23 protein-coding genes and 1 pseudogene are annotated in these 22,927 nt (G+C 38.9%); 21 read left to right on the top strand and 3 right to left on the bottom strand.

Features of this window, described 5'->3' with window-relative positions; genetic code table 11:
* The first annotated feature begins 51 nt into the window (after positions 1-51).
* On the top strand, positions 52-687 hold the full coding sequence (refZ, locus tag NSQ71_RS14115; protein ID WP_063387364.1) for a forespore capture DNA-binding protein RefZ: 636 nt from the start codon (positions 52-54) through the stop codon (positions 685-687).
* Here refZ and hisJ read toward each other — a convergent pair.
* On the bottom strand, positions 684-1,481 hold the full coding sequence (gene hisJ, locus NSQ71_RS14110) for a histidinol-phosphatase HisJ (protein WP_063387365.1): 798 nt from the start codon (positions 1,479-1,481) through the stop codon (positions 684-686). The genes refZ and hisJ overlap by 4 nt on opposite strands.
* 184 nt (positions 1,482-1,665) lie before the next feature.
* Here hisJ and ezrA point away from each other — a divergent pair, with 184 nt between their 5' ends.
* From ezrA to NSQ71_RS14075, 7 genes and pseudogenes are all read left to right on the top strand, one after another.
* A complete protein-coding gene (gene ezrA / locus NSQ71_RS14105) occupies positions 1,666-3,366 on the top strand; it encodes a septation ring formation regulator EzrA (protein ID WP_340734124.1) in 1,701 nt (566 codons plus the stop codon).
* 494 nt (positions 3,367-3,860) lie between these two features.
* Positions 3,861-4,760, top strand: coding sequence for an aldo/keto reductase (locus tag NSQ71_RS14100; protein ID WP_094246540.1), 900 nt, complete (start codon positions 3,861-3,863; stop codon positions 4,758-4,760).
* Positions 4,761-4,944: 184 nt separating this feature from the next.
* Positions 4,945-5,142, top strand: a complete 198-nt coding sequence (locus NSQ71_RS14095) for a hypothetical protein (RefSeq protein ID WP_340734122.1) — start codon at positions 4,945-4,947, stop codon at positions 5,140-5,142.
* A gap of 201 nt (positions 5,143-5,343) precedes the next feature.
* Positions 5,344-5,551: pseudogene (locus NSQ71_RS14090) on the top strand (hypothetical protein); the annotation flags it as partial.
* 170 nt (positions 5,552-5,721) lie between these two features.
* Positions 5,722-6,870 (top strand): cysteine desulfurase family protein, encoded by a 1,149-nt coding sequence (locus tag NSQ71_RS14085; protein ID WP_340734121.1) that lies wholly within the window; start codon positions 5,722-5,724, stop codon positions 6,868-6,870.
* 2 nt (positions 6,871-6,872) lie between these two features.
* A complete protein-coding gene (gene thiI / locus NSQ71_RS14080; RefSeq protein ID WP_066247844.1) occupies positions 6,873-8,090 on the top strand; it encodes a tRNA uracil 4-sulfurtransferase ThiI in 1,218 nt (405 codons plus the stop codon).
* 92 nt (positions 8,091-8,182) lie between these two features.
* Complete coding sequence (locus NSQ71_RS14075) at positions 8,183-8,401, top strand: alpha/beta-type small acid-soluble spore protein (protein ID WP_063387370.1); 219 nt, start codon at positions 8,183-8,185, stop codon at positions 8,399-8,401.
* A gap of 53 nt (positions 8,402-8,454) precedes the next feature.
* Here NSQ71_RS14075 and NSQ71_RS14070 read toward each other — a convergent pair whose 3' ends face one another.
* Entirely contained in the window at positions 8,455-9,255 is an 801-nt protein-coding gene (locus NSQ71_RS14070; RefSeq protein WP_340734120.1) for an NAD kinase, read from the bottom strand.
* Positions 9,256-9,390: 135 nt separating this feature from the next.
* Here NSQ71_RS14070 and sppA point away from each other — a divergent pair, with 135 nt between their 5' ends.
* From sppA to NSQ71_RS14025, 9 genes are all read left to right on the top strand, one after another.
* A complete protein-coding gene (gene sppA, locus NSQ71_RS14065; RefSeq protein WP_063387372.1) occupies positions 9,391-10,392 on the top strand; it encodes a signal peptide peptidase SppA in 1,002 nt (333 codons plus the stop codon).
* 11 nt (positions 10,393-10,403) lie between these two features.
* A complete protein-coding gene (locus NSQ71_RS14060; protein ID WP_063387373.1) occupies positions 10,404-10,889 on the top strand; it encodes an RDD family protein in 486 nt (161 codons plus the stop codon).
* A gap of 68 nt (positions 10,890-10,957) precedes the next feature.
* Positions 10,958-11,662 carry a DUF2953 domain-containing protein gene (locus NSQ71_RS14055; RefSeq protein WP_340734119.1) on the top strand — a complete coding sequence of 235 codons (705 nt, stop codon included), beginning with the start codon at positions 10,958-10,960 and terminating at the stop codon, positions 11,660-11,662.
* Positions 11,659-12,126, top strand: coding sequence for a GerW family sporulation protein (gene ytfJ / locus NSQ71_RS14050; RefSeq protein WP_066247839.1), 468 nt, complete (start codon positions 11,659-11,661; stop codon positions 12,124-12,126). Before NSQ71_RS14055 ends, ytfJ begins: the two co-directional genes overlap by 4 nt.
* 101 nt (positions 12,127-12,227) lie before the next feature.
* Positions 12,228-12,728: a thiol peroxidase gene (gene tpx / locus NSQ71_RS14045; protein ID WP_063387376.1), complete on the top strand. Its 501-nt coding sequence runs from the start codon at positions 12,228-12,230 to the stop codon at positions 12,726-12,728.
* Positions 12,729-12,818: 90 nt separating this feature from the next.
* Positions 12,819-13,808, top strand: a complete 990-nt coding sequence (locus tag NSQ71_RS14040) for a class I SAM-dependent methyltransferase (RefSeq protein WP_063387377.1) — start codon at positions 12,819-12,821, stop codon at positions 13,806-13,808.
* A gap of 363 nt (positions 13,809-14,171) precedes the next feature.
* A complete protein-coding gene (locus NSQ71_RS14035; RefSeq protein ID WP_066247835.1) occupies positions 14,172-15,362 on the top strand; it encodes an acetate kinase in 1,191 nt (396 codons plus the stop codon).
* Between the two features lie 327 nt (positions 15,363-15,689).
* Complete coding sequence (locus NSQ71_RS14030) at positions 15,690-17,147, top strand: alkaline phosphatase family protein (RefSeq protein ID WP_340734118.1); 1,458 nt, start codon at positions 15,690-15,692, stop codon at positions 17,145-17,147.
* 75 nt (positions 17,148-17,222) lie between these two features.
* Entirely contained in the window at positions 17,223-18,044 is an 822-nt protein-coding gene (locus NSQ71_RS14025; protein WP_340734117.1) for an EcsC family protein, read from the top strand.
* 12 nt (positions 18,045-18,056) lie between these two features.
* Here the strand turns inward: NSQ71_RS14025 and NSQ71_RS14020 are convergent, their stop codons facing one another.
* Entirely contained in the window at positions 18,057-18,353 is a 297-nt protein-coding gene (locus NSQ71_RS14020) for a hypothetical protein (RefSeq protein WP_445290585.1), read from the bottom strand.
* 172 nt (positions 18,354-18,525) lie between these two features.
* On the opposite strand from NSQ71_RS14020, the gene NSQ71_RS14015 reads away from it, so the two are divergent.
* The 4 genes from NSQ71_RS14015 (at position 18,526) to NSQ71_RS14000 (ending at position 22,839) form a co-directional block, all read left to right on the top strand.
* Positions 18,526-19,731 (top strand): argininosuccinate synthase, encoded by a 1,206-nt coding sequence (locus NSQ71_RS14015; RefSeq protein WP_340734115.1) that lies wholly within the window; start codon positions 18,526-18,528, stop codon positions 19,729-19,731.
* The gene (argH, locus tag NSQ71_RS14010) at positions 19,728-21,098 is read left to right on the top strand and encodes an argininosuccinate lyase (protein WP_066247830.1); all 1,371 of its coding nucleotides are present in this window, start codon (positions 19,728-19,730) and stop codon (positions 21,096-21,098) included. The genes NSQ71_RS14015 and argH overlap by 4 nt, the downstream gene beginning before the upstream one ends.
* 229 nt (positions 21,099-21,327) lie before the next feature.
* Positions 21,328-22,089 carry an SDR family oxidoreductase gene (locus NSQ71_RS14005; RefSeq protein ID WP_063387386.1) on the top strand — a complete coding sequence of 254 codons (762 nt, stop codon included), beginning with the start codon at positions 21,328-21,330 and terminating at the stop codon, positions 22,087-22,089.
* 69 nt (positions 22,090-22,158) lie between these two features.
* Complete coding sequence (locus NSQ71_RS14000; protein ID WP_144597842.1) at positions 22,159-22,839, top strand: metal-dependent hydrolase; 681 nt, start codon at positions 22,159-22,161, stop codon at positions 22,837-22,839.
* The last annotated feature ends 88 nt before the right edge of the window (positions 22,840-22,927 follow it).

The following is a 22,927-nucleotide window of genomic DNA, read 5'->3' as shown; positions in this document are numbered from 1 at the left end:
TCGTTGCGGGTAGAAAACTTCTAACAGCCATCAACAAAAGGAGTGATCCACTTGCAAACGAAAACGAACACTGTTACGAAAGAAAATATCGTTGATGCAGCAATTTTCCTTTTTAATACAAAAGGTTACACCGGAACATCGGTTAGGGAAATTGCCAAACGGGCCAATGCAAATATCGCCCATATTTCTTACTATTTTAAAGGAAAAAACGGATTATTGGAACATTTAGTGTCCAAGTTTTATGAAGGTTATTTAGACGTAATCGATCAATGCTATCAAAAATGTACAGAATCTCCAAAACTCTCTCTTATGGCAATCGTTGAAGAACTTCTCCGCTATCAATATGAAAACCGCCGGCTTGCCCGTTTTGTCCACCGAGAAGTAACGCTTGATTCGACTCTCATTCGCCAGGTGATGATGACTTATTTAGCGAAAGAAAAATATTATTTGCTTAACCTGCTTGAACGAGGGATGCGAGCGAACCAATTTAAACAAGTAGACATTCCCCATTTTTTAGTACAATTCAAAAGCTTAATAAATATGCCGTTTTTACAGCCTCAATACATGTATGAAGTTTTACATATTAATCCGTACGAAGAATATTTTGTCAAGCAATATAGTAAACAGCTGGTTTCATGGCTGGAACAAATACTTTTTCAGAAAAACGAAAAACAATCAAATGACTAAACCATTTTTTCAAAAAGTGAAAAATCGCTGCCTACATCCTTCGCGCTATGGGCATCAGAACCATAAACGAGAGGGATGCTTTGTTTTTTGGCCGCTTGTATAATATCCTCTGGCGGGTAAATTTCTCCGCAAAAGGCTTTTCGTAAACCGGAAGTGTTGACGTCCAGTTCCATCCCCCTTTTGTTCATTTCAGCAAAAATCTGTTCAATATAAGGCTTTTCATCAAATGTGGCTTGGAAAAGCTTTTGAAATTTGTGTATTAGCGTAATATGTCCAAGCCGCTTCGGCTTATACTTTCCAAGATCTGAAACAACCCCTTTTAATACTGTCGCATAATATAATTCGTATAAATGATTGATGCCACCTGACAGCTCCGCCATTTTTTGAAACGTATGTTCATCAAAATCTACACAATAATATTGTCCATTTAATTTTAAAAAATGTACGGACAAAATGCTGTCATCAAGAAAAGGACCGTATTTGTCCAAAAATTGCGCTGTTTCTCTTTCAAAACCGTTAATATAGTCTACTTCTAAACCGATATGAATATCGATATCGCGTTTATATTGTTTTTTTAAGTCTAGCAAAATAGACAAGTAGCGGTCGATATCACTGAAGGGCATTGCGCTGTCCTTATCGGGAGTTGGATCAACAAACCCTTCCGGCAATGGAGCATGTTCTGTAAAGGTTATAGCAGAAAATCCTTTTTTTATGGCAGTTTCAATATACAATTCAAATGAATCGTCCGTACCGTGGGGGCAAAAAGGGGTGTGAACATGTCCATCTTTTTTCATAGAAATCACCTCAAGTTTGTCGAGATTTATGTGAAAAAATTAAAAATTTTGCTCAAAAAATGTCGTTATCATGGTATCATAAATACATTGAGAACACATTATTTTCTTTTGAAAGTTTTTTCGACAACGTCGTTTAAAATATACATACCCTTTAAGAAAGTGAAACGGACCGAGGGGGCTCATAATGGAAGTTGTGATCGTATTAATTTTATTGATTTTCCTTCTATTTGGAATCGGTTATGGATTTCGAAAAAATATTTATAAAGAAGTAGACCGTCTTGAAGCTTGGAAAATAGACATTATGAATCAGTCCATAACAGATGAACTGTCCAAAGTAAAAGAATTAATCATGAGTGGAGAAACAGAAGAATTGTTTGAACGCTGGCGAAAAGATTGGGACGATATCGTCACTAGCAGGCTTCCGCAGGTGGAAGAGCTTCTGTTTGAAGCGGAGGAATATGCTGAAAAATACCGCTTTAAAAAGTCAAAAGAAGTTTTATTACATATTGAATCGGTTTTAAAAGAAATAGAAGAACAAATAGCCGGCATTGTTCAGCACATTAACGATCTTGTTGCAACAGAAAGCAATAATAAGACAGAAGGTGAAGCAGTCAAACAACAGCTAAAAGAGTTGAAAAAAACACTGCTCTCCCATCGCCATACATTTGGAACTGCGTATGAACGGCTGGAAAAAGAGTTATATGAAATGTTACATACAATGGAAAAATTTGATGAGGAAATGAACTCAGGAAATTACGTAACAGCGAAGGAAATTTTGGATGAACAAAAACAGAAGCTTGAAGCACTCCAATTAAAAGTAGAGGAGATTCCAAAGCTTTTAACTGAATGTCAAATGATTGTGCCGAACGAGATTTCCGAATTGAAAGAAGGGTATAAAAAACTGCTCGAGGATGGCTACAAGCTTGAGCATTTGGAAGTGGAAAAAGAAATTTCGCATATTGAGGAAAAAATGCAGGGCTTGAAAAAGAAGCTAAGTGAAGCAGAGACAGAAGACGTGAAAATGGGTCTTGATTCCATAAAAGAAACGATTGATAACCTTTACGAAATGCTTGAGAAGGAAGTGTATGCGAGCCAATATGTAAGACAAGAAGCGGAAAAAACCGGGGAAAAGCTGCAATCTTTATTAGAGGAAAAAAATGATTTAAAAGAACAAGTCAGTCTTGTACAGCAGAGCTACCAGCTGTCAAATGATGATGTCGACAAGCTAAAAGAGTTGGATAAACTGATGAACCAACTGAAAAATCATTACAAGCATATTTTGGCAAGCATAGAGAACTCCAATATTGCGTATTCCGTTTTACAGGAGGAACTGGAAAGTTTTAATAAGCAAATTGATCAAGCAAAGGAAAAATACAACGAATGGCATTCGATGCTTCAGGCATTGAGAAAGGATGAATTAAACGCGCGCGACAAATTAGCAGAACTAAAGCGAATGATGGCTGAGATTAAACGGGCGATTCGAAAAAACAACATTCCCGGCCTTCCGGAAAGCTTCGTGGAGCAATTACAAACTGCTCAGCAATCGTTTGAAAAGGTCAGCAATGCGCTTGAAGAAATTCCGCTCGATATGGATCGAGTCCAAACGTATTTAAACGATGCTGTGAGCATCATCGAACAATTAAAAGAAAACACAGATGAGATCATTGCCCAAGTTTGTTTAGTCGAAAGATTAATACAATACGGTAATCGATACCGCAGCACGTATTCGGGCCTTGATAAAAAATTAAAAGAAGCTGAACAGTTGTTCAGAAATTATGAATACAGCAAATCTTTGGAGCAAGCGGCTGCTGCCATAGAGGAAATCGATTCGGAAGCGATGAAAAGAATACAGAAGCTTGTTGAAAATGAATTGAAAGATCTATGATTTATGCCTGTCTTCGTTTGAAAGACGGGCATTTTTATTGCCCATGCTCCCATATGGACTATAGTCAGTAAGCATTTTTATTTAACTATGAGGAGTTGAAGCAATAATGCTGTGCGAAATGTCGGTTTGGAGAGTATATTTTTTCACTTAACATGAGAAAACCTATAAGAAATTGAAACTCCACTCGTACAAACACGAGCAATTGCAGAGCTTGTTATCTATAAGATAATGAAATTCCACAGCCGGATGATTTTGTGAATCGTCCTTTCCTTATTTTTATTTGTCCCATCTAGGCGCTTGCCGCTGTGAAGGGCTTTTTTATTGTAATTCATTGCCACATTTGTTATAAAGGTGTAAAAGGGAAACAATAGCAATCAAACAAACACTAAAAACAAGTTTCGAAAGCACGTACATATTTTTGAAGTCGAAAAGGTATGAAAGCGGAATTTTATAGAATGGGAAATTCACAATATAACGGAAAGGGTCGAGAGTGGATGGGATTATTGGACAGTAATAAAATCATGGAAATAAGAAGTCATGTTGAAAAACGAGTAGTGAAGCTGCCTGATGGCACGACTGTTCCATGTATAGGTCAAGGAACATGGTACATGGGAGATAAGCCACAGGAGAAAGCTAAAGAAATAAAAGCCTTACAACTTGGAATAGAATTGGGCATGAAAGTAATTGACACTGCTGAGATGTACGGAAATGGCGCTTCTGAACGCTTAGTCGGCGAAGCAATCAAAGGGCGCAGAGATGATGTGTTTTTAGTCTCTAAAGTGTATCCGCATAATGCAGGACTAGACAAGATTTCCGTTGCATGTGAAAACAGCTTAAAACGGCTGGGGACGGACTATTTAGATTTATATCTTTTACATTGGCGAGGCCGCATTCCTTTAGAAGAAACAATCGAAGGCATGGAAAAGCTGCGAAAAGAAGGAAAAATATTAAGATGGGGAGTCTCCAATTTTGACACAGACGATATGGAAGAGCTATGGAACACGCTCAACGGATCAAACTGTGCGACAAACCAAGTATTATACCATATAGGTTCGAGAGGAATTGATTTTGATCTGCTGCCTTGGCACCGGGAACATCATATACCGATTATGGCGTACAGCCCCCTTGCCCAAGGAGGTACATTAAGAAAGCAGTTGTTGACGGATCCAACTGTTAATGAAATTGCCAAAAAATACAATGTAAAACCATTACAAATTGCACTTGCTTGGACGATACGCACGAATGATGTCATTGCTATTCCAAAAGCTGGGCAAGAGCAGCATGTGCTGGAGAATGCTGAAGCTGCTGCTATTGAATTAACTCAAGAAGACTTGAACCGACTTGATGAGGCATTTCCAAAACCTCGTAAAAAAGTGCCTTTGGATATCATTTAACATGTTGCTGAAGCAATATTCGGTAATACGCTGGAGTTGTCCAGAAAGTCAAGCTCCCATCGAAAACAAAAAATCATAAACACCGATATATCAAAGTTTCTAAAACATTAAAGGGGTCAATAACCCGAAAAAACGACTTATTAGACAGCCCCTTCATTAAAAGGAAATAGAAACGAAGGTCGTCATGAAAACTTTTTTTCAAGGATTGACGTTTCCCGAGTTAGCTCTGGCAGGCAAGGAGCAAGCAAAAAGGGCAGCTAAAGGACATGATGATGAACGGATTCAAGAAACGAATCATCAGCAGCTTAAACTATTGCACCTGCTGGCAGCTGTGGCAGGATTCCGGCAGTCTTTTGGAACGACATTACGCTTTGCGCTATAGGCGTTTTATGAGCTGCTTAAAAAGTAATTCACGATAGTCCGGTTATTTTGAAAAATAGAAGCCGATGCTTTTATCAACTTTTTATGGCATAATGAACAGCTGAGAAAATCAGCTAATTCTCGTTTCTCTAAAGCAAAATGCTAGAGGAGTAACGAGTTTTTTTTATTTCTTTACTCTGTGTTCTAAAAGTGATTGATAGGAATGAGAAAGAGATTGATCTCAAATTTTATTTGCGGTTCAAGAAATGGGGAACGACTGACGAAGAAAGGGGAAATCATCCGCTTTGTGAAGCGAGTGACGAAGGAATACGATAGGTTAGTCGTGCTTGATGATGTCAGTTTTTAAGATTGAACGCGGGAAGTTTTACACGCTGCTTGGGATCGGCGGATGTGGGAAGACGACGATGATCGAAGATGACGTTGTTGAATTCACAAAAAAAGCGGCTTACGTGCGTGGACAAAGGCTTTCGTCTGAATGAGCCCGTTTATGTGATGATCTTTTCTTTTTCATTTCAATTTACTTATGTTAATATTGCATTGCAAAGTGTTAGAAAATATAATTCAAAGGGGTATACAACCGATGCTTTACTTGGATAATAGTGCAACTACAAAGCCTTACCCTGATGTACTTGATACGTACCGGCAAGTGGCGGAAAAGTTTTTCGGGAACCCATCATCTCTTCATCATTTGGGTGTTCAAGCGGAAAGACTTTTAACAAAAGCGAGAGAACAAGTAGCCGATTTGCTAGGTGTAAGCGGACAGGAAATCATATTTACGTCTGGAGCAACGGAAGGAAATAATTTGGCGATTAAAGGCGCGGCTTTTGCACAAAGACATAAAGGAAAGCATTTGATTACGACTGTAATTGAACACCCTTCTGTCAGCGAAGCATTTGAACAGCTTGAAAAAGAATTCGGGTTTGAAGTGACGTGGATTCCTGTAAATGAAAATGGCATTGTGTCTCCAGCTGACATACAAAAGGCTGTACGTAACGATACAATCTTAGTGTCCGTTATGCATGTCAACAATGAAATCGGAGCGATTCAGCCAATTGAAGAGATTGGCGAAATACTTAAAAGCTATCCGAACATCGTTTATCATGTCGATCACGTGCAAGGAGTCGGGAAGGTTCCTTTAAATATAAAAAAAGCGGGAATTGATTTATGTACAATATCTGGCCATAAATTTCATGCCCTAAACGGTACAGGAGTGTTGTACATTAGAAAAAATACACCAATTCTCACTCTTTTATCAGGGGGTGGCCAGGAAGCAAGCATTAGATCTGGCACCGAAAATTTAGCGGGCAGCGTGTCCCTAGCGAAAGGTTTAAGGCTGGCATTCAACGACTATGAAGAGAAGATCGATCGTCTGATTAATACGAAAAACTATCTTATAAATGAGCTTGAAAAAATAGATGGCATTATTATCAACACACCAAAGGAATCTTCCGCCCCTCATATTATCAACTTTTCTGTACCTGGTATAAAAGCGGAAGTTTTAGTTCATATGCTTGAAGAGGAGAATATTTATGTCTCCACTACTTCAGCTTGTTCTTCAAGGAAAAAGGGAGAAAGCAAAGTATTGAAGGCGATGGGCAAAAAAAGCAGCATCACCGAAAGCGCCATCCGCATAAGCCTTTCAATTGGGCAGACGATCGATGATGTCAAGCCGTTGATTGACGTCCTGCCATCATCTATACAAAAATTAAAAAATATAATGGGGTTATAAACATGCAATATGATCATATTTTAGTCAGATATGGTGAAATGTCTTTAAAGGGAAAAAATCGCAAACATTTTATTAACCATTTGAAGAACAATATAAAACTTGCATTGTCTTCCTTTTCGTCTTTAGAGTATACAGCGAACAGAGATCGTCTTTTCATCAAATTAAATGGAGAAGACGGGGAAAAGGTAGCGGAAAAATTGCAAACAGTTTTTGGCATACAGTCCTTCAGTTTGGCAATCAGAACGAAAAGCGACATCGAAGCCATAAAGGACACGGCTTTACAGGCAGTCAAGCAATTGTATAAAAACGGAGACACTTTTAAAGTGTCGGCCAAAAGAGCAGATAAATCGTTTCCGTTAACTTCAGACCAACTCAATTATGAAATTGGCCGGCATATACTTATTCATACTGACGGTTTGAAAGTAGATGTTCATCATCCGGACATAAACGTGCGCGTAGAGGTCCGTCCGCATGCCACATATATAATGTGCAAAGATTTTAAAGGGGCGGGAGGGCTTCCGGTTGGTTCAAGCGGAAAGGCGATGCTGATGCTTTCTGGAGGAATTGACAGCCCTGTCGCTGGGTATTTGTCAATGAAAAGAGGCTTGGAGATTGAAGCGATCCATTTCTTCAGCCCTCCATATACGAATGAAAGAGCGAAGCAAAAGGTTATGGATCTCGTAGAAAAATTAACCGAATTTGGCGGCAAAATCGTGCTTCACATCGTTCCGTTTACAGAAATTCAAGTGACCATTCAGCAAAAAATATTAGAAAATTATACAATGACATCGACTAGAAGAATGATGTTAAAAATTGCCGATGAAATTCGGAAAAACCGAGGCGCCTTAGCCATTGTAACAGGCGAAAGTCTAGGGCAGGTAGCAAGCCAAACGCTTGAGAGCATGTATGCTATTAATGAAGTGACGACAACTCCTATACTGAGACCTTTAATTTCAATGGATAAAAATGAAATCATTGAAATTGCCGAAAAAATTGATACGTTTGAGATTTCAAACAGACCTTATGAAGACTGCTGTACTATTTTTACACCAGCTTCACCGAAAACGAAGCCGAAAAGGGAGAAAATATTAAAGCTTGAAAGCTATGTAGATTTTCAACCTCTCATTCAGAAGGCGATTGAGGAAACAGTAACAATTGAATTTCCAAGAAAACATGATATACAAGAAAAAATAGAAGAGGATTTTGAAAATTTACTATAATATTCCACAAGTTCAAAACAATTACCATTTCGTTTTATGCATGAAGCCATGTGTTTTTTCACATTCTATATCCACAAGGAGGTGAATGACACATGGCTCAAAACAGATCTAGCAACTCTAACCAAATTTTAGTTCCTGGTGCTGAACAAGCACTTGAGCAATTAAAAACTGAAATCGCATCAGAATTTGGTGTAAACTTAGGTCCTGATACTACATCCCGCGCGAACGGCTCCGTTGGAGGAGAAATTACAAAGCGGCTTGTATCTTTTGCTCAGCAGCAACTATCTGGCGGTGGCGGAACATTTCAATAAATGAATATTTTGGCTTTTGAGCGAAAAGGTGATCCTTTTCGCTCATTTTCATTTTATAAAAAGGTTCTTTTCACTTTATCCCAGAAAGAATTATCTTTTAATTTAACAGTTTTAATTTTTTTCTTTCCTAATTCAATATCCAGCTGGTTGACATGACGAATGCTTAGAGCTTCGTTGTCCATTCCGATAATCGGATAATCGTTGCCGTCCTGCACTATTTTTAATGTAAGCTTTCGATTTCCGCTTAAAATAAAAGAGGATCCTAACGTCCGATATAGATTATTGTTCAAAGATGCAAGTTCAGTTACTTGTAAACAGTCTATGAGCGGATCGACGACAGCTCCCTTCACAGATTTATTGTAGGCTGTGCTCCCTGTTGGAGTGGCAATAATCATTCCGTCGCCTCGGAACGTTTCAAAATGCATATCATCAATAAATACATCCAGAACAAATGTTTTAATAATTGCTGATCTGACACTGCATTCATTTAAGCAGGAAATCTTTACTTCATGGTCGACGGTGACATCGATGGTTGGATATCTTCTTACCTCGACCTTTTCCAGCTGAAAAGCTTCAACTAATTTGTCTTTTTGATCTATATGGAAATCACAATAAAAACTGATATGCCCTTCAGTTGCGATGCCTATGTACAGACAGTCGTCGCGAAATTGCGTTTTTCTAACCGCTTGCAAAAATGTTCCGTCCCCTCCGATTGCTACGATAATGTTCGCATGTCTCCAATCTTCAACAGGATGAAAATCATACTGCTTCGCCAAGTCAATTAACGAAGCTATTTTCTGTTCAAGGTGATCGCTATGTTTGTAAAAGAAGTAGATATTTCGGCGTGGATCCATCAAAAAACCTCCTCTTTTTGGAAGATTCTCCACAATTATATAAATAAATGTTAAAATACACTATGATATATAGTTTAACATTTTTATAATGGAACATGTCAAAAAAGGTGAAATTGAATCAAGGAGGTAAACATCTTGAGTGGAAAAAGGTGGGCTGCGTTAGGAATTGCCGCAGCATTATTTGTTTTTTCGATGATCATTAGCTTTACTTCTATGGCTGTTTCAAATGCAGAAAAATTGTCTGAGAATTTTTTTGAATCGCAGTTTTCCGAGGAAGTCCTTGAAGAAGGAATGCCGGATGAAAAAATTGCGGTGCTGGAAGTAAATGGAGTGATTCAAGATACGGGAGAAGATGTTACATCGATTTTTGCCAGTGAAGGCTACAATCATAAAGAATTTTTGAAATTGATTGAAAAGGCCGGCGAGGATAAAAGCGTAAAAGGAATAATTTTGCGAGTCAACTCTCCTGGCGGGGGAGTAGTGGAAAGTGCAGAAATTCATAAAAAACTAATGGAAGTTAAAGAAAAGGCGAAAAAGCCGATTTATGTTTCGATGGGAACCATGGCAGCTTCAGGAGGATATTATATTTCAACTCCTGCCGATAAAATTATTGCAGCACCGGATACGATGACAGGCTCGCTAGGGGTCATTATGCAAGGAATAAACTACAGTGAATTGGCAAAAAACTTTGGGGTGAAAGTAGAAACGATCAAAAGCGGTCCATATAAAGACATTTTTTCTTCAACAAGAGATATGACAAAAGAGGAAAGAGAAATTCTTCAAAAAATGGTGAATAACGCTTATGAAGGCTTTGTAGACGTAATCTCGCAAGGAAGAAAGATGGATGAAGGGGAAGTGCGGAAAATTGCCGATGGACGAATTTATGACGGCCGGCAGGCGAAGCAGCTCCATTTAGTTGACGAGCTAGGCTATTTTGATGATGCGGTGGAAATGATGAAAAAAGACTTAGACTTATCAGATCCATATGTATTCAAATATAAATCGAGCTTTGGATTTGAATCGTTCCTTTCCATGATGGCTGGGAAGGTGATCTCTAAAGATCTGGAAATGCAGGGACTATACAAATTGTTTTCACAACCGAATTCTCCCCGCCTGATGTATTTATATTCGGAGTAGGAGGTGCCAACATGGATGGAACATTTGAAGAAATAAATCAAATTGAACAAAAGCGTGAGGTTCAAACAGACATCTCTTATCACTTTGCGGGATTTTGGATGCGGTTTTGGGCATACTTGCTTGACCTCATTGTTGTTTCAAGCGTCATCCGAATTGTTGCCAATCCGCTTTTTTTACTGATCGGATTGGAAAAAAGCGATTTTATTTTTTCACCTTATCGAATTTTAAGCGCCTTGTTTTTCTTTTCCTACTTTATTCTTATGACGAAGTTTTTAGGACAAACGCTCGGGAAAATGGTTTTTGGCCTGCGTGTTATATCTTTAAAAAATGATAAGCTTACATGGACCGATGTTTTCTTCAGGGAATGGATCGGACGGTACATTTCCAAGGTTACGTGGATTGGATATTTGATCGTTGCTTTTACAAAAAAGAAACAAGGACTGCACGATTTATTCAGCGATACAACAGTTATTCATGATGAACGGTTTTCAAGATGACCTGCCGAAAAGGCAGGTTTATTTTTTTATAGAGAGGTGATAATGGTTCACTGAAAGGATGTGAAATTATGCCATTTTGGCTTGCAATAGTCTTTTTCCTATTTTTGATATTTGTGCTTCTTGTTGCAATGACAAAATTAACGATTGTACTTTCATATAAACACGATAAATATGACGATCGGTTAAGAGTGACATTTCTATTGTTTTTTGGCCTTATTCGCTACACAATCAAAATCCCTTTTATAAAACTGGATCAAGAAGGTCCAAATATTGTTTATAAACAAGAAAAAGAAACGAAACATTCAACTCAAAAATCGTCCGAAAAAGTGACTCCTGAAGAGCTGTTTGAGAAGCTGCAAAATTTTAAAGAAATATTGGAAAATGTTATCCATTTTTCCTTTATTATTCGGAAATTTTTGAAGAAGGTTCGGATTGTGAAATGGGAATGGCGTACTGAAATCGGAACGGGAGAAGCTGCCTCAACAGGAATGTCGGCGGGTACACTATGGGGGATGAAAAGCTCTATTATTTATTTCGCTTCCCTATACTTTACATTAATAGGTTATCCAGTTGTTTCAATCTTTCCTAATTTCAACCGAATGGTTTTGAAAACGACATTTGTATGTATGATGCAATTCCGACTTGGGAATGCTATCATAGCAGGATTGCGTCTCGTAAAATGGTCGAGATCAAAAACAGCATTATGGCGAAACTTACCGTTTGCCAAGAAAAACAAGAAGAATGAACATAGTTTAGAGGAGGCAAAAGTATGAGCGATCATCCGATTCAAGGGTTAATGAAAACGGCAATGGAAAACTTGCAGCAAATGATCGATGTCAATACCATAATTGGCGATCCAGTTGAAACTCCTGATGGGAGTGTTATACTAACCGTTTCAAAAGTGGGATTCGGATTTGCGGCAGGTGGCAGTGAATTTTACGGACCGACAGGTGAAAAACATTCAAGCAGTCCTTATGGAAGCAGCACTACAGGTGAAAAAGGAAAACTTCCTTTCGGCGGAGGAAGCGGAGGCGGTGTATCGATTACGCCAATCGCATTTCTTATTGTTGGAACAAATGGAATCAAAATTCTACATTTAGATGAAAATACCCATCTTTATGAAAAAATTTTAGATGCAACCCCTCAAACGGTAGAAAAAATTCAAGAACTGTTTCGAAAGAAAAAACATATACAAGACGATAACAATGAAAAAGAAAAAATTGATTTTGACATTTAAAGCTGCTTTGGCAGCTTTTTGAAATTTTCAAACACTTTTTCTTTGAAAAGTCTTCAAAAACAAGCTATAGTTAAACTATACATAGATTTGGAGGGGATAAAATGGCAAACGTAACATTTAAAGGAAATCCGGTAACTCTTTTAGGAAATGAAGTGAAGGTTGGAGATAAAGCGCCTGATTTCAAAGTGCTTGCGAATGATTTGTCGGAAGTTACTTTAGCTGATACAAAAGGGCAGGTCCGAATCATTTCTGTTGTTCCTTCGATCGATACTGGCGTATGTGATGCACAAACACGCCGCTTTAATGAAGAAGCTTCCAAGCTGGATAATGTTAAAATTTTAACAATCAGCATGGATCTTCCTTTTGCGCAAAAACGTTGGTGCGGTGCGAACGGAATTGAAAATGTACAATTGTTATCAGACCATCGCGACGCTTCTTTCGGACAGGCGTACGGAGTATTAATCAAAGAATTGCGTCTGCTTGCTCGCGCTGTTTTTGTTGTTGATTCAAACGATAATGTAACATATGTAGAATATGTCAGCGAGGCGACAAATCATCCAAACTATGAAGCGGCGATTGAAGCTGCAAAAGCAGCAAATTAAGGACCTGATGCAAGGTCCTTTTTTTCTTGCTTATAAAACAATGAAACGCTAAAATGAAAGGATGTGACGAGCTTAAAGGAGGAAGCCTTTATGCAAGGATTTTCAAATGTTGAAAAACTGTTTTCACTCATTAATGAGACGGCAGAAATCATTAAAAACGAAATGAATTGTACATACATTGAAGCGGTAGCGAACACAGGAGAAAACCTGTTTCACGGAACTGCAGTTCAAGATTCCATTAGCGAAATTACAAGTAAAAAACTGAACAATATATACCGGACGTTTCATTTGGATCACTACTCAAATGAAGAAATTCGGAGAGCTTTTCAGCTCGCTGTTTTAAAAGGATTAAAGGAAGATAATCAGCAAATCCACCAAATGACCCCTGACAGCGTTTGCATATTGCTCGGCTATCTTGTGCAAAAATTTTTTCAAGATGAAAAAAATTTAATGATTTTAGACCCTGCTGTAGGTTCGGGTAATTTACTCTCGGCTGTCTTAAACCAACTAGAAGCAAAGCAAGTTGAAAGCATTGGAATCGATATAAATGATTTGTTAGTTAAAATCGCTTATGTGAATGCAAATTTGCAGAAGCATTCTATTGACTTTTATAATCAGGACAGCTTAAAAAACCTTTTTATCGACCCTGTGGATGCGGTGGTGTGCGACTTGCCAGTCGGCTATTATCCCGATCATGACGTCGCAAAGCATTTTGAATTGAAGGCTGATGAAGGCCATTCTTACGCCCATCATCTTTTTATTGAGCAGAGCATCCGCTATACAAAAGAAGGCGGTTATTTGTTTTTCCTTATACCAAACCATCTTTTTGAGACGCCTGAAGCTCCAAAATTGAATCGATATTTAAAAGAAAATACAGTGATCCAAGGCCTGTTGCAGCTCCCGCGCTCCATGTTTAAATCGGAAAATAGTCGAAAAAGCATCTTTATTTTGCAAAAAAAGGGAGAAGGAATTGTACCGCCCAAACGGGTTATGCTTGTTGATCTACCGAAATTTTCGAATAAAAAAGCTCTTGCTTCGATTATGGATCAAATTGATGAGTGGGTCCGGACAAATAAATGAAAAGATGAAGACACTAAAAGGTGACAGCATGTCGCCTTTTTTTTAGAATTCGGTTTATTTCTTCTATTTTTCATAAAAACTAAACTAGAGAAAAGAAATCTTCGGTTTTAGCGAATAGTGGCTTCCCGTTTCATTTAGGAAGTGGATGGAAGCGCTTTTTATTTTTAGAAATTTTTGTATACAGATAGACATTTATTTTTCACTTGAAATGTTGCTTTATCAATGTTTAAATGTATAGAGCGATCATCTCTCTTTTTAAAATTAGACAAGTCTGGTGTTTCACATATTTTGCTAATTTCTATGTCACATGCAGGAATTTTTAAAAAAGTTTCATCAACAAAAAGAAGGAGAGAATGAAAATACATGCCTAAGATTTTAGCTGTAAATGCTGGAAGCTCTTCATTAAAGTTTAAATTGTTTGAAATGCCGAATGAAGAAGTTTTAACAAAAGGGGTAGTTGAAAGGATTGGTTTGGACCAATCATTTTTTAAGATATATGTTAACGGAGAAGAAAAGAAAGAAAGTTGTCAAATTACCGATTTTTCAATAGCGGTACAGCTTGTGCTAAATAAATTAACTGAATATGGAATTATCCGGACGTTAAATGATATTGACGGAATCGGTCATAGGGTTGTACATGGAGGAGAGATCTTCAGTGACTCAGCGCTTATTACGGATGGAACTTTAAAGAAAATTGAAGAACTCTCTCATTTGGCGCCTTTGCATAATCCAGTCAATGTGCTTGGCATTCGCGCCTTCCAAAAGGTGCTTCCGGACGTTCCAGCGGTAGCGGTGTTCGATACTGCCTTTCACCAATCGATGCCGGAACAATCTTACTTATACAGTTTGCCATATGATTATTATGAAAAATACGGAATTCGCAAATACGGCTTCCATGGAACGTCTCATAAATATGTAACGGAACGGGCAGCTCAATTGCTTGAAAGACCTTTAAAGCATTTGCGGCTTATTTCCTGCCATCTAGGAAATGGTGCCAGCATTGCAGCAGTTGAAGGCGGAAAATCAATCGATACATCGATGGGATTTACGCCTCTTGAAGGTGTTGCGATGGGAACTCGTTCCGGAAGTATTGATCCAGCGCTTATCCCATATATCATGGAAAAAACAGGTAAAACCGCTGATGAAGTTATTAATGTATTAAATAAAAAGAGCGGACTTTTAGGAATATCCGGTTTCTCAAGCGATTTGCGCGATATCGAAGATGCTGCAGCGAAGGGGAATGCTCGCGCCGAATTGGCATTGGCGGTTTTTGCTGACCGCATTCATAAATATATCGGATCTTATGCGGCGCGGATGTGCGGTGTGGATGCGATTATCTTTACCGCCGGCATTGGTGAAAACAGTGACATTGTCCGCGAACGAGTGCTGCGGGGATTGGAATTTATGGGCGTTTATTGGGATCCTGCCTTAAACAAAGTACGTGGAAAAGAAGCGTTTATTAACTATCCACACTCACCAGTAAAAGTTCTAGTTATACCGACAAATGAAGAAGTGATGATTGCAAGAGATGTAATGAGAATAGCGAATTTATAAGGTTTTGCCGAGGGATAACAGCAAAACCTGAACTCGTAACCAACGCAACCTTTTTTCATATTCCGAAATGGATATGAAAGGAGGTTGCTTTTTTTTACCAATAAAAAGTGGAAACAATCTATTTATATGATGAACGATGCAGGGGAACTAAAATGATTCATTCCCTCCAACATTTCTTATTTCAAAAATAAAGTAGTGATGATTGAAGGGTGATGAGAATGATAATAGCGTTTAATATTGCTCCGGTTTAAAAAACCGGAGTTTTTTGCATGATTTTCACCTTCTAGACAAATTCTAATAGCAAATAAACGATGAGGATGGAACAAAATGGCTAAAAAAAATGTGATATTGTTGATTATCGATACTCTCATGCTCCCTTTTTTGAAAAAAGCAGTAGACAATAAAATGGCGCCGGCTTTCGCCTTTTTCATGAAGCATGGTACTGCTTCAGAAATTATCAGTCCTTTTCCGACGATGTCCGTCAATGTGGAAAGCAGTCTGCTTACCGGGCATTATTCAGATGTGCATCACGTTCCAGGATTAGTCTGGTTTCATGATGAAGAAAAGCGTCTTATTAATTATGGAACAAATGCATCTGAGCTTTTACAGCTGGGGCTCGCAACTTCATTAAAGGATCCGCTGTACAATATAAATCATGAGCATTTAAACAAAAAGGCCGCAACCATTTTTGAAGAACTGAGCAAAAAGGGGAAAAATTCCGCGTCTATTAATGGACTTCTCTATCGAGGAAGTCAGGAAAAAGTAATGCAGCTTCCGTTTTTATTATCTTTGCTGCCTACTTTTCATAGAAGCCTTACTGTTAAGGGACCGGATTTGTTAACTTACGGCTCCTTCATTAAACAAAACCCATTTGCAAAGTATGGACACTTCTGGCAAAGATTTGGCTTTAATAATCGATTTTCTGCTCAGGAGCTTATTTATCTTATTAAAAATCATTCTTTGCCTCCTTTTACAATGGTCTATTTTCCTGATATGGATCAAATTATACATAAAAAAGGAGTTGAGGATCTGTCAGGAATCGTAAAAACAGATCGTGAATTGCAAAAAGTGTTAGACAGTTTTCATTCATGGGAGGAAGCGCTGAAGAACAATGTTTGGATCATTATGGGCGATAACGGCCAAGCGGTTGTCCGCCCGAGAAATCAAAATCCTCTGATCCATTTAGAAAAGCTACTCAGCCCATATCGTATTACCAAGCTGTCAAAAGGTGTACGGAAGGATGATGATCTCGTACTTGCGGTCAATCAACGCATGGCGTTCGTATATTTATTACAGCCGAACCATTCGCTTGAAGAAATTGCAAACATTTTGAAAACAGATGCACGCATCGATGTCATCGCTTGGCGGGAAGAAGAGGAAAAAATAAAAGTTGTTTCAGGGCGGCGGGAAGGAATGCTGATGTTTAAAAAAGGAGGTCAATGGGAAGATCCGTATGGAAGTATGTGGACTTTAAACGGAGACATTGAAGTGTTGGATATTTTCACGGAAGGAAGCCGAATTAAGTACGGGGAATATCCGGATGCGCTGGCAAGATTACATGCAGCCGCTTTGTCACATAAAGGACAATTTCTTATGATTAGCGCTTATCCTGGCTTTGAATTCAAGTACGGGTCATCTCCAGTGCATGTGGGCGGTGCGAGTCATGGCGGTTTACACCAGCATGACTCTTTAGCAGCAATCATCGTTTCAGGGACAGAGCGATTGCCGAAGTATAATCGGATGATAGATGTAAAGGATTGGATTTTATCAATGCTCGACTCTTAAGAGTTATATCAATTCCGTGATATAATATCATTGTATATTTGCGCGCATTTTTTTAAAAAGAAAGGCGGTGCATTTTTGGGGGCCATTTTGGAAGAAAGCTGGGTAAATCAAATGAAATGCTGGGAGGAAGAGTTGGAAAAATGTGCATGTAAATGCACGCTTCCATTTGACAAATGGCTGGAAACAAGATTGAATGACCTTCCTGAGCATATTCAAAAAGAAATGTTTGAGAAGGTCGATTACGTTTTGTTTCATATGCATTCGATTTTGCAAAGCTCGATCTTCTATTCAGAAACACGGAAGCGGATCCTCTCATTTGCACGTGTTATTTCCGATCAAGTTCAAACGATCACTGATTTAAAAAAGCTCCCTTTAGAAGAATGCTATCAATTGGCTGAGAAGGAAATGGCGAAGCAGCGGCTGTATTCCTTTATTCAAGGAGGAATCGCATCTTCCGGTGGAGTTTTTTCGCTAAGTGCAGATATTGTGCTGCAAATAATTTTTCATATGCGGGCTGTGCAAACATTATCTCTTGCGTATGGTTATGAAGTTTCGTCACCTTATGAAATGATGCTGTCTCTAAAGGTTTTTCACAGCTCTTTAATGCCGAAACATTTAAAATTTGAAGCGTGGAATCAATTAAAAGAGGAATTACAAAATGGAGATGATGCTTATTTTTATGAGCAGAACGAACCATTTGTCAACCATCAAACTGTAAACCAAATCTTAAAATGCATTGCCGTGCAAACATTCAAATATAAAACAATTCGGGGAAAACCGATTTTAAGCTTAATGATCGGAGGCGGCATTCGCTATCGTTCAATGAAAGTGGCCATTGAGTTTGCCCATAAATTTTATCAATATAGACATCATTATGAAAGGATGAGCTTGAGATGAAATTATAACTTCTCAAGCTTTTGTTATATGCGGATCAATCCGGTACCAAAGCCATAAATCATTGATGATGGAAGCAATCTCACTGATTTCTTCATTTAGTCTGCACGAAAGCTCAAAATCCTCTTCGTCATTCAACTGCTCTTGCTTTTTATTTATTATCGCTTCTAAATGTTTAATGCGGTCAGGGATTTGTCCACGTATACATTCCCAATCCGATAAAATTTGCTGTTGAACCTCATTTGGATATTCATCCCAATGCTTGCTGAATGCAGGAAGAGGAATCCCCAATCTTTCGTTATATTCAAACATTTCCATTCCTCCATTTTTTATTATGCAAATTATATCATAAACAAATAATGCTTTTTTAAAAAAACTATTGAAAAAAGTCAGCAAAACTGTTACATTTTTAATTAATGATTGCATTTTTATGAATAAAAAAGTATTTTTATTCATTTTGTATACATCGGAGAGGAGAATGAACATGTCAAAACCAAAAGTAGTATTGGCCTATTCTGGAGGTTTAGATACATCTGTCGCCATCAAGTGGCTGCAAGAAAAAGGATATGACGTCGTTGCCTGCTGTCTGGACGTTGGGGAAGGGAAGGATTTAGAGTTTATTAAAGAAAAAGCACTAAAAGTCGGTGCTGTACAATCTTATATTATAGATGCGAAAAAAGAGTTTGCGGAAGAATATGCGTTGATCGCCCTTCAGGCACACACCCTTTATGAAGGTAAATATCCTCTTGTTTCCGCTCTTTCAAGACCGCTCATTGCCAAAAAATTAGTGGAAATAGCGGAAAAGACCGGCGCTGTCGCAGTTGCTCACGGTTGTACCGGAAAAGGAAACGACCAAGTGCGCTTTGAAGTTTCCATAAAAGCGTTAAATCCTGAGCTGGAGGTTTTGGCACCTGTTCGGGAATGGAAATGGTCGCGTGAAGAGGAAATTGAATATGCGAAACAGCATGACATTCCAATTCCGATTGATCTGGACAGCCCATATTCCATCGATCAAAACTTATGGGGAAGAAGCAATGAATGCGGAGTTTTAGAAGATCCATGGGCTGCACCGCCTGAGGATGCCTATGAACTGACTTCTTCCATTGAAAATGCACCGGATGAAGCGGACATCATCGAAATTGAATTTGAACAAGGCGTACCGGTAGCAGTGAACGGTCAAAGAATGCAGTTAGATGAACTTATTTTGAAGCTGAATGCGCTCGCTGGAAAACATGGCGTCGGCAGAATCGATCATGTGGAAAACAGACTTGTCGGCATTAAATCGCGCGAAGTGTACGAATGCCCTGCGGCTATGACATTGATTAAAGCGCATAAAGAATTGGAAGATTTAACACAGGTTAAAGAAGTAGCGCATTTTAAACCGCTGATCGAACAAAAGCTTGCCGAGCTTATTTACAACGGTCTTTGGTTCTCTCCGCTGAAAAGCGCATTGGAAGCATTTTTGAAAGAAACTCAAAAATATGTAACAGGGACAGTGCTCGTAAAATTGTATAAAGGGCACGCAATTGTTGAAGGAAGAAAATCTCCGTACTCGCTTTATGATGAAAAGCTGGCCACCTACACGCAAGAAGATTCATTTGATCATGAAGCAGCAGTCGGCTTTATTAAACTGTTCGGCCTTCCAACAGCGGTGAACAGCATCGTGAAAAACAAGAAGGTGACAATATGAAAAAACTTTGGGGCGGCCGTTTTCAAAAGACGCCCGAAGCATGGGTCGACGAATTCAATGCGTCGATCACGTTTGACAAACAGCTCGTAGAGGAAGACATTCAAGGGAGCCTCGCCCATGTTAAAATGCTTGCCAAGTGCGGCATTTTAACAAAAGAGGAAGGAGAAGCGATTGAAAAAGGGCTGCACCGTCTTTTGGAAAAAGCAAAAAATGGGGAGCTTGAATACTCCGTTCAATATGAAGATATTCATTTAAACATTGAAAAAATGTTAATAGATGAAATCGGACCGATCGGCGGAAAGCTGCATACATCAAGAAGCCGCAACGACCAAGTGGCGACCGATATGCATCTATACTTAAAAAAACATGTTGAAGCCATTGTGGAACTGATCAGAGAATTGCAAAAAGCGCTTGTAAACAAAGCTGAACAGCATATTGAGACGATTTTGCCGGGATATACACATTTGCAGCGGGCGCAGCCGATTTCATTCGCCCATCATTTATTGGCTTATTTTTGGATGCTTGAGCGTGACAAATCTAGATTTACAGAATCTTTGAAACGGATTAATATCAGTCCGCTTGGCGCTGCCGCATTAGCTGGGACAACCTTTCCGATTGACCGGAAATATACGGCTGAGCTTTTAGGCTTCGATGAAGTTTATTTAAACAGCCTGGATGCGGTGAGCGACAGGGATTTTATTGTTGAATTTATGAGCAACAGCTCGCTGTTGATGATTCATCTATCAAGATTTTGCGAAGAATTAATTTTATGGTGCTCGCAGGAATTCCAGTTCGTTGAAATGGATGACGCTTATTCGACCGGCAGCAGCATCATGCCACAAAAGAAAAATCCGGATATGGCGGAATTAATTCGAGGGAAGAGCGGTCGCGTCGTCGGCAATCTCGTCGGTTTGCTGACGGTTTTAAAAGGTCTCCCTCTTGCCTATAACAAAGACTTGCAGGAAGATAAAGAGGGCATGTTCGATACTGTAAAAACAGTAGAGGGCTGTTTGCAAATTATGACGGGAATGATCGAAACGCTGAAAGTAAATAAAGAGCAGATGGAAAAATCGGTGAAGCAGGATTTTTCAAACGCTACTGAACTCGCTGACTATTTGGCGAAAAAAGGTCTTCCTTTCCGCGAAGCTCATGAAGTAGTCGGAAAACTTGTATATAAATGCATTCAAAAAGGAATCTATTTACTTGACTTGCCATTAGAAGAGTATAAGGAAGCATCCTCTCTGTTTGAAAATGATGTATATGAAGTTCTGAACCCATACGAAGCGGTCAACAAACGAAACAGCTTAGGTGGAACCGGATTTAAGGAAGTAAAGGAGCAAATCAATAAAGCAAAGGCGATTATATAAATCCAACTCCATTTGTTTTAATTGAATAAAGACCTTCAATGAAAAATCAGTCTTCTGCGCATAAGCTGAAACAGGCGGGTACTCATTGTGCCCGCTTTTTTGTATGGAAAGGCCGCCTTGCACTTGCATTCCAACCTCTTGCTGATAAAAATCGTGGAAGCTATTCCGTTTTTGCATTTTAAAAAATTATTGTAAAATGATTGTAGTAAATAAAGGGAGGAATTGATGGGTGCGCCATGCAATTGTTACGGCAGGCTCAAGAGGTCTTGGACGAAAGGTGACCGAATTATTTTTGGAAAAGGGGTACAGCGTGACGGTCAGTTATCACAATAATCAAACAGGAGTTGAACAACTGCAGGAAAAATATGCTTCTATGCGCGACCGTTTGCTGTTTATACGATGTGATGTGACGAAAAAGGAAGATTTAATTCGGCTGATTGATCAAACTTATCAGTGCTTTGGCCGTATTGACTGTTTAGTTAATAATGCGGGTCCGTATATATTTGAGAGGAAAAAGCTTGCTGATTATTCTGATCAGGAATGGTATGAAATGATTGAAGGAAATTTAAGCTCGGTGTTTCATTTAGTGAAACGAACAATCCCGATTATGAGGAAACAAAAGTATGGCCGAATCATTACCTACGGCTTCCAAGGTGCCGGGGATGCTTCAGGCTGGCTTCACCGCTCGGCGTTCAGCGCGGCTAAGACCGGACTAGTCTCTTTGACAAAAACGATTGCTATTGAAGAGGCGGAAAACGGCATCACAGCAAATATGGTTTGTCCAGGAAACATTACGGCGGAAATGAAAGAGGCGACCATTGAAGAAGCTAGAAAACATATTGACGTGAACACGCCGATTGGAAGATCAGGTACAGGGGAAGATATCGCAAGAATTATAACCTTTTTGTGCGATGAACAGTCAGATTTTATTACAGGCGCCATAATTGAAGCGACGGGAGCCGCTAATGTCATTCATCGATTTCATCAATAACGATAAAACGTTTTCAAAAGCATAAGTTTCCAGTAAAATGAAAGTAGATTCAAAAAGGAGGGGTTTTTTATGAAGGTTTCCTTTCACGGTCATTCCATCGTTCAAATTGAAACAAATGGGAAAAACATTATCATTGATCCGTTCATTAATGGGAACGGGCAAACCGATTTGAAGGTAGAAGATGTGAAAGCAGATGTCATTTTGTTGACACACGGCCATAATGATCATGTAGGGGATACGGTTGAGATTGCAAAAAGAAATGATTCGTTAGTCGTGGCGATTGCAGAGCTGGCTACATACTTGAGCTGGAAAGGGATTAAAACCCATGGAATGAGCATCGGGGGAGCATATGAGTTTGAGTTTGGAAAAGTAAAGCTGACTCAGGCTTTCCATGGCTCCAGCTATACGGAAGATAACCAAAACATTGTGTATACTGGCATGCCAGCAGGAATTTTGTTGACAACTGAGGACAAAACGATTTATCATGCAGGCGATACAGCATTGTTTTCTGATATGAAATTAATTGGAGAACGCAATGAAATTGATTTAGCCTTTTTGCCGATTGGCGATAATTATACAATGGGGCCGGAGGATGCTCTTACAGCAGCAGAATGGATTCGAGCTAAAAAAGTCGTGCCGATTCATTACAACACGTTCCCAGTGATCCAGCAAAACCCTGAAGATTTTGTTTCCAAGCTTCCAGACGGTGTCGGTCTCCTATTGAAACCAGGAGAAACAATCGAACTGTGAGATTGTTGATGGACGGCTTTTAGCCGTTCATTTTACGTATTATGAGTTCAAAGCATTTGTTTGTTAAACAGTAAATTTTAGGAAAAAA

It is taken from the genome of Aeribacillus sp. FSL M8-0235 (genome assembly GCF_038000355.1).
Classification (GTDB): domain Bacteria; phylum Bacillota; class Bacilli; order Bacillales; family Aeribacillaceae; genus Aeribacillus; species Aeribacillus composti.
The sequence above is the reverse complement of the archived record's forward strand: the minus strand, read 5'-3'. Positions and strand labels throughout refer to the sequence as shown.

Bases quoted from the DNA above. Each gene is read 5' to 3' on its own strand.
- NSQ71_RS14020 (WP_445290585.1), bottom strand. From the start codon at position 18,353: ATGTTTGAATATAACGAAAGATTGGGGATTCCTCTTCCTGCATTCAGC.
- NSQ71_RS14085 (WP_340734121.1), top strand. From the start codon at position 5,722: ATGCTTTACTTGGATAATAGTGCAACTACAAAGCCTTACCCTGATGTA.
- NSQ71_RS14035 (WP_066247835.1), top strand. From the start codon at position 14,172: ATGCCTAAGATTTTAGCTGTAAATGCTGGAAGCTCTTCATTAAAGTTT.
- ytfJ (WP_066247839.1), top strand. From the start codon at position 11,659: ATGAGCGATCATCCGATTCAAGGGTTAATGAAAACGGCAATGGAAAAC.
- NSQ71_RS14055 (WP_340734119.1), top strand. From the start codon at position 10,958: ATGCCATTTTGGCTTGCAATAGTCTTTTTCCTATTTTTGATATTTGTG.
- argH (WP_066247830.1), top strand. From the start codon at position 19,728: ATGAAAAAACTTTGGGGCGGCCGTTTTCAAAAGACGCCCGAAGCATGG.
- NSQ71_RS14075 (WP_063387370.1), top strand. From the start codon at position 8,183: ATGGCTCAAAACAGATCTAGCAACTCTAACCAAATTTTAGTTCCTGGT.
- NSQ71_RS14030 (WP_340734118.1), top strand. From the start codon at position 15,690: ATGGCTAAAAAAAATGTGATATTGTTGATTATCGATACTCTCATGCTC.
- thiI (WP_066247844.1), top strand. From the start codon at position 6,873: ATGCAATATGATCATATTTTAGTCAGATATGGTGAAATGTCTTTAAAG.
- ezrA (WP_340734124.1), top strand. From the start codon at position 1,666: ATGGAAGTTGTGATCGTATTAATTTTATTGATTTTCCTTCTATTTGGA.
- NSQ71_RS14060 (WP_063387373.1), top strand. From the start codon at position 10,404: ATGGATGGAACATTTGAAGAAATAAATCAAATTGAACAAAAGCGTGAG.
- NSQ71_RS14100 (WP_094246540.1), top strand. From the start codon at position 3,861: ATGGGATTATTGGACAGTAATAAAATCATGGAAATAAGAAGTCATGTT.
- NSQ71_RS14000 (WP_144597842.1), top strand. From the start codon at position 22,159: ATGAAGGTTTCCTTTCACGGTCATTCCATCGTTCAAATTGAAACAAAT.
- tpx (WP_063387376.1), top strand. From the start codon at position 12,228: ATGGCAAACGTAACATTTAAAGGAAATCCGGTAACTCTTTTAGGAAAT.
- NSQ71_RS14095 (WP_340734122.1), top strand. From the start codon at position 4,945: ATGAAAACTTTTTTTCAAGGATTGACGTTTCCCGAGTTAGCTCTGGCA.
- NSQ71_RS14015 (WP_340734115.1), top strand. From the start codon at position 18,526: ATGTCAAAACCAAAAGTAGTATTGGCCTATTCTGGAGGTTTAGATACA.
- hisJ (WP_063387365.1), bottom strand. From the start codon at position 1,481: ATGAAAAAAGATGGACATGTTCACACCCCTTTTTGCCCCCACGGTACG.
- NSQ71_RS14070 (WP_340734120.1), bottom strand. From the start codon at position 9,255: ATGGATCCACGCCGAAATATCTACTTCTTTTACAAACATAGCGATCAC.
- NSQ71_RS14040 (WP_063387377.1), top strand. From the start codon at position 12,819: ATGCAAGGATTTTCAAATGTTGAAAAACTGTTTTCACTCATTAATGAG.